Source organism: Streptomyces canus, assembly GCF_041435015.1.
Classification (GTDB): Bacteria; Actinomycetota; Actinomycetes; order Streptomycetales; family Streptomycetaceae; genus Streptomyces; species Streptomyces canus_G.
This window is the reverse complement of the sequence record NZ_CP107989.1, coordinates 10,387,128-10,394,168: the sequence shown is the minus strand read 5'-3', so window position 1 is coordinate 10,394,168 and position 7,041 is coordinate 10,387,128. Positions and strand designations below refer to the sequence as shown.

The following is a 7,041-nucleotide window of genomic DNA, read 5'->3' as shown; positions in this document are numbered from 1 at the left end:
CTGGCGCGCTGCATAGGGAACGGCTCCGCTGACGCTCCGCCAGATTCCCCCGCGAGCGTGGAATCGAATTCCGCAAGCGGAATTTTGAGTGCGTGTCAATTCGCGCAAGCGCGAATTGGGGAATCCCGCAAGCGGGATTCCTGGGGCTGGCAGTGGGGGGTGGGTGCGTCAGGCGCGGGTCTGTGTAGGGCTTGGGATTCCCGGCTATCATCTCTGTAACGGATGTGACGGACCGTCGGACTGATGGGGTGCCGGCCTCGCGGTGGTGACGGGTTCCGCTGCGCTCCACCCTGAACTCCTCCCCCGCTGGCTGGCCTGTCCCGACATGTTTGCCAATGGCCTGTCAGCCTACAGGGTAACCGGCCGTTCGCGAGTGAGATTGAGTCACTGTGTCACCCTCGGGCGCAGGAGTTGGTGTGCGGGTGATGCATCACGAGTTGTGGCTGTGTAGAGTCTGGGATTAGGTGCTACACCCTACCGCCGCGCACCTTGCGCCTGGATTCTATTTGCTATTACGCGCTGCATTCCGCGAAAGGGAGAGCACGGGGCATGGCCGTGAAGTTGCGTGATCACCAGATCGAGGCCGTTGCTGCCATTGTGCGGGGTCTTGATGTTCCGCCGGGTGGTATTCCCTGGAATGGTCTTCGTGGGCAGGTGCACGCCGCGTGTGGGACGGGGAAGACCATCATGGCGGCGGCGTCGGCGAGGCGGCTTGTGCCCAGGGGGCGTGTGCTCGTGCTGGTGCCGACGCTGGATCTGCTGGCGCAGACGGTGAGGGCGTGGCATGAGGCCGGGCACAAGGGGCCGGCGGTTGCGGTGTGTTCGCTTCAGGACGATCCGGGGCTGTGGTCGTTGAAGGTGCGCTCCACGACGAACCCGATCCAGTTGGCGCTGTGGCATGGGCAGGGGCCGGTGACCATCTACGCCACCTACGCGTCTTTGGGTGTACTGGCGGAGGCTTTCGAGGGTGTCTACGGCCAGCAGTTGGCCCCGGTGGACTTGGCGGTGGTTGATGAGGCGCACCGGACGTCAGGGTCGATGGGGAAGGCTTGGGCGGCCATCCATGACCAGAGCGTCATCCCGGCGTACCGGCGGCTGTACCTGACGGCCACACCGCGGATCTGGGAAGAGCGGCTGAGCCGGGAGGTTGCTGAGGGAGTGCGGGATCCGCTGCCGCGGGAGATGGCAGCGTCCATGGACGACGAGACCGTCTTCGGGCCCGTCCTGTACAAGCTCAGCTTGGCGTCGGCCGTCTCGCGGGGGTTGCTGGCGCGGTACCAGATCATCGTCCTGGAGCTGAAGGACCCGGTCGTCACCCCGGAGAAGCTGATGGGCGAGGAGCGGCACAGCGAGGAAGTGCGCGGGCAGCGGCTCGGAGCCCTGCAGGCCGCGCTCCTGCACACGATGGCGCAGCACGACCTGTCGACGTGCATCACCTTCCACCACCGCACCATCGAGGCACAGGCCTACGCAGAGGGCTTGGAGCGAGTGGCGGCGAAGCTGCACGCGGATCAGCCGGAGACGTACCCGGCTCGGATCTGGGCCGACTGGCTGTGCGGCGAACACGTCCCCGAACGTCGGCGGGAGGTTCTCGGCTCGTTCGGGTCCACGGCGCAGCGGGCCGTGCTCTCCAACTGCCGTGTCCTGGGCGAGGGCGTCGACATCCGCGCGGTGGACTCCGTCGCCCTGCTGGACCCCAAGGGCGCGCCGCACGACATCGTCCAGGCCATCGGCCGGGCACTCCGCCAAAAGCCCGGACAAGGCAAACTCGCCTCCTTGATCGTGCCCGTCTTCCTCCAGCCCGGAGAGCAGCCCGAGGACATGTTCACCTCCGGGTCCTACCGGCCCCTGGTGAAAGTCCTGGAAGGACTGCGGGCCCACGATGAAGAAGCCGTGGAACTGCTGGCCATTCCCCAAGAGCCCCGGAAGGACGTCGCCCAACCGTCCGTGAACATCGGCACGCCGCCCGAGGAAGGCGAAGCCGAATCACGGCTGCTGCTCCGATTCGCCGCCCCCAGAGATCCCGTGACGGTCGCCGACTGGGTCAGCTTCAACGTGATCGACACCGAACGCCAGGACTGGGCCCGCGCCTGGACGAAACTCAAGACATACGTCGAACGGGTCGGGAACGCCCGCGTGCCCTACGCACACCGCGAAGGCGCCACACCACTAGGACAATGGATCGCAGAACAACGACGCGCCCACACAGCCGGACAGATGACCGGCCAACGCACCCGACGGCTCGAACAACTCGGCACATCTACGCGGGCGACCGCTGGAACACCGCCGATCTGGGCGCGTCGAAGCTGATGTGGCTTCCCCTGACCATCAGGGGTACTGACCGAGAACTGAACTGTTCCGGTTAATGGAACATGTTCTGCCGTGCTCGGGGTGTGTCGTCTATCCAAGGAGTGCCGCATTCGATTGCTGCACCCGCGCTTCCGGAGGTCGCCCATGCCGTCCCATTCGTCCCGCACGCCATCCCCGGAGACGAAAAAAACGGCCCACGCCCTCTGGGAGGCTGAGCAGTCCGGTACGCCATGTCCGCCGGTACGCGACCAGTTGCCTGCCGGAGATGTGAGCAGCGCCTACGCCGTGCAGCGCCTCAACGTCGAGCGCAAGCTCGCTCAGGGCGGTCGCCTCGTCGGTCGCAAGATCGGTCTGACCTCGCCTGCGGTGCAGGCCCAACTCGGCGTAGATCAGCCGGACTTCGGCGCGCTGCTGGCGGACATGGCGGTACCCGACGGCGGGACGGTGCCCTACGGACGGCTGCTCCAGCCCAAGATCGAGGCAGAGGTCGCGCTCGTGCTGGCGGCCGGCCTGCCGCACCCCGACACGACGGTCGCCGACGTGCTGCGAGCAGTGGACTTCGCCCTCCCCGCCCTGGAGATCGTCGACAGCCGGATCGCGGACTGGGACATCAGTCTGATCGACACGGTCGCCGACAACGCCTCCTCCGGCCTGTTCGTCCTCGGCGCAACACCAGTGCCGCTGACCTCTGTCGATCTGCGCGCCGTGCGCATGACGCTCAGTCGCGACGGCGAGGAGGTCTCGCACGGCACCGGCGCCGACTGCCTCGACGGCCCCCTGAACGCGGCCGTGTGGCTCGCGTCGACGCTGGCCGGGATGGGCGATCCGCTGCGCGCCGGCGACGTCGTGCTGACCGGCGCCCTCGGCCCCATGGCTGTCGCCACCCCCGGCAGCCGCTTCGAAGCGGTCATCTCCGGACTCGGCTCCGTACGCGTCGGCTTCGCACCCGCATCCGACCAGAAGGCAGGGCAGCAGTGACCACCACAACACCTTCTCCCCGTACCAAGGTGGCCGTCATCGGCTCGGGGAACATCGGCACCGACCTCATGATCAAGGTTCTGCGGCTATCGGAGAGCCTGGAGATCGCTGCCATGGTGGGCATCGATCCGGATTCCGACGGTCTCGCCCGGGCGAAGCGCCTCAAGGTCGCCACCACGCACGAGGGCATCGACGGCCTGGTCGGCATGGACGAGTTCCAGGACGTGAGGATCGTCTTCGACGCCACCTCCGCCGGCGCTCACCGCCACCACGACGAGGTGCTGCGCGCGCACGGCAAGACGGTGGTCGACCTCACCCCCGCCGCACTGGGACCGTACGTCGTCCCGCCGGTCAACGGCGCCGCGCATCTGGACGCGACGAACGTGAACATGGTCACCTGCGGCGGCCAGGCCACCATCCCGATCGTCGCCGCCGTGAACGCCGTCACGCCCGTGCACTACGGCGAGATCGTCGCCTCCATCTCGTCCCGCTCGGCCGGTCCGGGTACCCGGGCCAACATCGACGAGTTCACCGAGACCACGTCGTCTGCCATTGAGAAGGTGGGTGGCGCGGCGCGCGGCAAGGCGATCATCATCCTCAATCCGGCCGAACCGCCGCTGATCATGCGTGACACCGTGCACTGCCTGGTCTCCGACTGCGCCACGGAGGCCGTCACCGCGTCGATCGAAGAGATGGTCGGGCGGGTGCAGGCGTACGTGCCCGGTTACCGCCTGAAGCAGAAGGTGCAGTTCGAGCGGGCGGCCGCTGACGACCCGCTGCACACCCTCGCCCGCGGCGGTGGCGACGCACTGAAGGTGTCCGTCTTCCTGGAGGTGGAGGGCGCCGCCCACTACCTGCCGGCCTACGCCGGCAACCTCGACATCATGACCTCGGCCGCGCTGCGCACCGCGGAGCGCATGGCCGGCCTCCCCCACTCTCGGCTTCGCTCGAGCGGGGGGACCCCCATCGCCCCGGAGGTGGCGTCCCGATGACCCGTCTGTACGTCCAGGACGTCACCCTGCGGGACGGCATGCACGCCGTCCGCCACCGCTACACCGTCGACCAGGCCCGCACCATCGCCGCCGCCCTCGACACGGCCGGAGTGTCCGCCATCGAGATCGCCCACGGCGACGGATTGTCCGGCTCCAGCATCAACTACGGCGTCGGCGCGCACACCGACTGGGAGTGGATCGAAGCGGTCCTGGACGCCGTACACCAGGCGACCCCCACCACTCTGCTGCTCCCCGGTATCGGCACCATCCACGATCTGAAGCAGGCCCACTCCCTCGGCATCCGCTCGGTGCGCATAGCCACGCACTGCACCGAGGCCGACATCTCCGCCCAGCACATCGCCGCCGCGCGCGAGTTGGGCATGGACGTCGCCGGGTTCCTGATGATGTCCCACATGGCCGAACCGGCCGAACTCGCCCGCCAGGCCAAGCTGATGGAGTCCTATGGCGCGCACTGCGTCTACGTAACCGACTCGGGGGGCCGCCTCACCATGGACGGCGTCCGCGACCGCTTCCGCGCCTATCGGGACGTCCTGGACCCTGCCACCGAACTGGGCATCCACGCCCACCACAACCTCGGCCTGGGCGTGGCCAACTCGGTCGTCGCCGTCGAGAACGGCGTCACCCGCGTCGACGCCTCCCTCGCAGGGCAGGGCGCCGGGGCGGGCAACTGCCCCCTGGAAGCCTTCATCGCGGTCGCCGACCTGATGGGCTGGGAGCACGGCTGCGACCTGTTCCCCCTGATGGACGCCGCCGACGACATCGTACGACCGCTGCAGGACCGCGAGGTGCGGGTGGACCGCGAGACCCTCACTCTCGGCTACGCGGGCGTGTACTCGAGCTTCCTGCGGCACGCCGAGAAGGCCTCCGAGCGTTACGGCATCGACACCCGCGCCATTCTCGTCGAGGTCGGACGCCGCAAGATGGTCGGCGGCCAGGAGGACATGATCACCGACATCGCCCTCGACCTCGTGTCCCAGGCGTCGTCGGCCTGACGACGGGGAGGGGTGGGGCGGTGGGTGCCTTCGCGGGACACGCTGAGTGATCTCGTGTCTTGTGCCTGCTCCTCATCGCTGTTGGCGCGGAAACCCGGCAGGGGCCTGATCGACCGGGATCAGGCCCCTGCCCTGGTACTGGCTCCGGTGCCGGCCGTCGGCCCCTGATGCCTGCTTCAGTAGGCGACCGTGAATCGGTCGCGGATGTGTGAGGGACTCTCCAGCTCGTCGACGATCGCGATGGCGTAGTCGTCGAACGAGATCCCGGGCAGCGTCCCGTCCGGGGTTTGGAGCAGTTCCCGACCACCACGACGGAAACGGCCGGTGCGCTCACCCGGGCCGATTCCGGGCGGCGGAGCGAGGTAGATCCAGTCCAGGTCGTCGACCTGCTCCAGCAGCTTCCAGAAGTGCGCCGCGGCGGCGGCCGATTTCGCGAATTCCGCGGGGAAGACGTCCGTGTCCATGACGCGTGTCTTCGTGCCCGGCACGAGCAGGGTTCCGCTTCCGCCCGTGACGAAGTAGAGCGGCGCCTTCGATTCCCTGACGGACGAGATCAGCCGGGCGTGGTCTGTTTTGGCGTACTGGATCGCCGTGACGACCACGTCGTGGCCCGTGATGACGGGCACGAGCTGGGCGGAGTCGTTGGCGTCGGCCTCGACGGTCCGTACCGACGGGTGGGATGCGACGAGCTCCGGATGGGTTGTCACGGCGGTGACCCGGTGTCCCCGTGCGATGAGCTCGGCGATCAGGGGGCGGCCGACGCTGCCGGTGGCACCCACCACCGCGACGTTCAACGACGGACCGGACGTGCTGTGTGATTCAGCCATGGACTTTGCTCACTTTCATCACTGCGACCATCGGCGCTCCGTAGAGCATGTCCACCCACCAGATCGAATCCGCCCTGGCTCGCCTTCCGGAGCGCGGCGGGACAGTCGTCGTCCAGCCGGACGGCCTCGTCCGCTCCCCGCTCCTTGAGGGCGTCGAGCACGGCGGGGTTGCGGCCCGCCACCACCCGTCCGGCACCGAGGACTTTGGCCGCCTGGATCGCAATCCGACCGACGCTGCCCGTGGCCCCGAGGACCAGAACCTGCTCACCCTGGCGGAGACCGGCCTTCCGGGTCAGGGACAGCCGCGCGGAGATTCCGGCCACGCCGATCGCGAGCGCGGCACCGTCCGCCAGCGCGTCCGGGATCTCCTGCACCGAGTCCGCCGAGGTGACCGCCCGCTCAGCGAACGAGCCATGTGGCAGGTGCGTGCGTCCGAAGTCGACGCGAGTTCCGTCACCGACGGTGCCGACGCCCTCGGAGCCTGACACATAGGGAACCGGCGGAGGTTGGTTGACTCCGGCCGCGACCACCAAGTCATGCGGGTTGACCCCGGCGGCCGTGACGGTCACAACCGTGCCGTGCTCGGTCGGGCGGGGTTCGTCGACCTCCTGCAGCGCAGGGGCCCCTCTGGCTCTTGTAATGACAGCTGCTCGCATGACGGCGACGCTAGGCCGGACGGCCAGAGCTGCCGAGCGCCGGTTTCGGCTGCTGGAACCCCGGAGGCGGCACGATGACGCCCGGAGCCCGTGGCGTGGCCGGGGCGGCGCCGGTGCGCTCGGTCGAGACGTGCTCGACATGTCCAGGGGGATCGGATTCAGCTTTGTTTCTGCCGCGTGGACGCCAACGCGCGAGTGACGGGGTTCCGGGGGGTGGAACAACCTCCTGCCGTCACAACGGTGGCGTGTGAATCATGGCGGTCTG

The 7,041-nt window shown here is 68.3% G+C and carries 5 protein-coding genes and 1 pseudogene; 4 read left to right on the top strand and 2 right to left on the bottom strand.

The features are described 5' to 3' along the window. Window positions 1-549 precede the first annotated feature (549 nt). The 4 genes and pseudogenes from OG841_RS47470 to dmpG form a co-directional block, all read left to right on the top strand. Window positions 550-2,256, top strand: a pseudogene (locus OG841_RS47470) (DEAD/DEAH box helicase family protein); the annotation flags it as partial. A 198-nt stretch (window positions 2,257-2,454) separates the two neighbouring features. Beyond that, entirely contained in the window at window positions 2,455-3,288 is an 834-nt protein-coding gene (gene mhpD / locus OG841_RS47465) for a 2-keto-4-pentenoate hydratase (protein WP_328635670.1), read from the top strand. Continuing rightward, window positions 3,285-4,280, top strand: coding sequence for an acetaldehyde dehydrogenase (acetylating) (locus OG841_RS47460; protein ID WP_328635671.1), 996 nt, complete (start codon window positions 3,285-3,287; stop codon window positions 4,278-4,280). Before mhpD ends, OG841_RS47460 begins: the two co-directional genes overlap by 4 nt. Further along, window positions 4,277-5,293, top strand: coding sequence for a 4-hydroxy-2-oxovalerate aldolase (gene dmpG, locus OG841_RS47455; RefSeq protein ID WP_328635672.1), 1,017 nt, complete (start codon window positions 4,277-4,279; stop codon window positions 5,291-5,293). The genes OG841_RS47460 and dmpG overlap by 4 nt, the downstream gene beginning before the upstream one ends. Before the next feature lie 176 nt (window positions 5,294-5,469). Here the strand turns inward: dmpG and OG841_RS47450 are convergent, their stop codons facing one another. Both OG841_RS47450 and OG841_RS47445 read right to left on the bottom strand, forming a co-directional pair. Then, window positions 5,470-6,120, bottom strand: coding sequence for an NAD(P)-dependent oxidoreductase (locus tag OG841_RS47450; protein WP_328635673.1), 651 nt, complete (start codon window positions 6,118-6,120; stop codon window positions 5,470-5,472). Continuing rightward, complete coding sequence (locus OG841_RS47445; protein ID WP_328635674.1) at window positions 6,084-6,776, bottom strand: zinc-binding alcohol dehydrogenase family protein; 693 nt, start codon at window positions 6,774-6,776, stop codon at window positions 6,084-6,086. Before OG841_RS47445 ends, OG841_RS47450 begins: the two co-directional genes overlap by 37 nt. Window positions 6,777-7,041 lie beyond the last annotated feature (265 nt).